Raw genomic sequence first — 2,025 nt, 5'->3', positions numbered from 1 at the left:
CGCCGTTGCGGGTGGTCGCTGCCGGAGTGCGCGGAGTGCGCGCAGGGTGGGCCGCGGTCCCGGCGCGCCTGCGGGCGGCTGACGCCCGTGCACGGGGTCGCGGGCGTTCCCGGGGGTGACGTGGGGTCAGGGAGCGTCCGGCAGGTCTTGGGAGAAGACGGCGATGCCGATGCCGAAGACCGCGAAGAACAGGCCGACCACGGCGAAGACCGCGAGGAAGGCGATCAGCAGCGCGAGGACGATCCGGCGGGCCGGGCCCTCGGGCACGACGGGGAGCGCCCCGCCGGGGTTCTCGGGGAGGTAGCGGACGGTGACGCGGTCGCCGACGATCCGCGGCACTCCGCTGGTGTCGCCGACCCGGACGTCCTCGCCGTCTGCGGTGCGGAAGCCGAGGATGACGTGGCGCCGGCTTCCGACGGTGACCGAGTGCGTGCTGTCCTCGTGGTGCTGATGGTGCGTCAGGTAGGTCTCCAGCACTTCGGCCTCGGCGAGCAGGCCGGTGCTGCGGACGCGGTTGCGGCGCGCGTTCCAGCGGAGCAGCAGCACGATCGGGGTGGTGCCCAGCGCCGCGACCAGCAGGCCGACGAGGGCGAAGACGATGCCGAAGGCCGTGCCGAAGGTCTGTCCTGCGTCGTTCATCGGTCCCCCCGGTGGTGTGCAGTGCGCCGCATCATAAGGCTTGCCGCCCGCACCGTGTGACGGGCGGTCAGAGCCAGCTTTCCGGGTCGGTCGGCCCGGTCGGCGGGTCGGCGCGGAGGGCCAGGAAGCCGACCGCGGTGAACAGGCAGCCGACGGCGGCGAAGAGGGTGGGGAGGAAGAACAGGGACCGGCGGAGCTGCTCCGGCAGCAGGGCGTGGCCGGGCCGGACGAGCGCGGTGACGGTGTCGCCGGGCGCCAGGCCGTCGGGACCGGTCCGGAGGTCGTCCAGCGGCACGGGCTCCGGGACGGCGAGGGTGACCTCGGCGGCCGCACCCTTGACGTACTCGGCGGACAGGACGGTGGCCCGGACGTGCGGAGCGTCGGCGAAGTCGAGGCGGGCCTTGATGTTCGGCCACGCGAAGAGGACCGCGCCGAGTACGAACACCGGCCCGACCAGGGCTCCGAGCTTCTGGTTCCCGCCCATCCCGGTGCCCCTCCGGTGCGTCTGCCGTCCAGAAGTCGATCACGGCAGAGACGGTGCGGACGGTGAAGGGGTCAGAACGTGGTGAGGCCGCCGATCGTGACCACGATGCCGAGCGCGATGAGGGCGACGCTGCCCAGGATGCGCAGGACGGCCTCGGCACTGCGGGAGGCGGCGCTGCGGTCGGTGGTCACGGCCAGGTCGGGGTGCTCCGGAAGGTAGCGGAGCCCGACCCGCTCGCCGACCTTGCGCCGCTGTCCCGACTCGTCGAGGTGGACTTCGCGTCCGTCGTGGGTGTGGAAGCCGAGGACGGCGCGGTGGGTGATGATGGTGGTGTGGTCCCCGCCGGTGCTGCGTTCCTGGTAGGCGCGCAGGACGACGGCTTCGGCGGGCAGGCCTTCGGCGAGGGTGCGCTGCTCGCGCTCGTCGGTGCGGACGAGGGAGAGGCACATGCCGACCCCGCCCGCGGCGAGCGCCACGCCGATCAGTGTGAGGACGGCGCTCGCGATCGGACCGCCCCATCCGCCCGTCATCCAACTCCCCCGTCGGCAGCGGCCGTTCACCGACCGGGGCGTGGTGCCCGGCCCGCGCGCACGGCGTCAGGAAGACCACGGTAGACGGCCTTTGACGATCGGTCAGGCGGATCGGCGATTGCGGAGCCGCTGCCAGCGGGACTTGTGGAAGATCGGGTCGATGGCGACGACGAGGAGGGCGTGCATGGGGTGGTGGGTCCAGCGCGGCTCGAAGAGGTTGGCCAGGTCGCCGAGGTAGGACTCGCCGCGGCGGTGCATCTCGCGGTCGGCGACGACTTCCTCCCCGGCGGCGGTGAGCAGGTCGCCGCACCAGAAGAGGAGTTCGGGGCGGCGGTGATGACGGCCGTGCCGGCGTGTCCGGTGAAGCGGGCG

The 2,025-nt window shown here is 73.1% G+C and carries 3 protein-coding genes and 1 pseudogene; all 4 read right to left on the bottom strand.

Annotation, left to right across the window (positions count from 1 at the left end):
- Positions 1-126: 126 nt before the first annotated feature.
- Positions 127-639 carry a DUF3592 domain-containing protein gene (locus KCH_RS31125; protein WP_035868522.1) on the bottom strand — a complete coding sequence of 171 codons (513 nt, stop codon included), beginning with the start codon at positions 637-639 and terminating at the stop codon, positions 127-129.
- 67 nt (positions 640-706) lie between these two features.
- Positions 707-1,123: a DUF3592 domain-containing protein gene (locus tag KCH_RS31120; protein ID WP_035868519.1), complete on the bottom strand. Its 417-nt coding sequence runs from the start codon at positions 1,121-1,123 to the stop codon at positions 707-709.
- 71 nt (positions 1,124-1,194) lie between these two features.
- The gene (locus tag KCH_RS31115) at positions 1,195-1,653 is read right to left on the bottom strand and encodes a DUF3592 domain-containing protein (RefSeq protein ID WP_035868516.1); all 459 of its coding nucleotides are present in this window, start codon (positions 1,651-1,653) and stop codon (positions 1,195-1,197) included.
- A 102-nt stretch (positions 1,654-1,755) separates the two neighbouring features.
- Positions 1,756-2,025: pseudogene (locus KCH_RS42880) on the bottom strand (hypothetical protein); the annotation flags it as partial.

It is taken from the genome of Kitasatospora cheerisanensis KCTC 2395, assembly GCF_000696185.1.
Classification (GTDB): domain Bacteria; phylum Actinomycetota; class Actinomycetes; order Streptomycetales; family Streptomycetaceae; genus Kitasatospora; species Kitasatospora cheerisanensis.
The sequence above is the reverse complement of the archived record's forward strand: the minus strand, read 5'-3'. Positions and strand labels throughout refer to the sequence as shown.

What these genes read in the sequence shown, in the direction of transcription:
- KCH_RS31125 (WP_035868522.1), bottom strand. Translation starts at nt 639, where the DNA reads ATGAACGACGCAGGACAGACCTTCGGCACGGCCTTCGGCATCGTCTTC.
- KCH_RS31120 (WP_035868519.1), bottom strand. Translation starts at nt 1,123, where the DNA reads ATGGGCGGGAACCAGAAGCTCGGAGCCCTGGTCGGGCCGGTGTTCGTA.
- KCH_RS31115 (WP_035868516.1), bottom strand. Translation starts at nt 1,653, where the DNA reads ATGACGGGCGGATGGGGCGGTCCGATCGCGAGCGCCGTCCTCACACTG.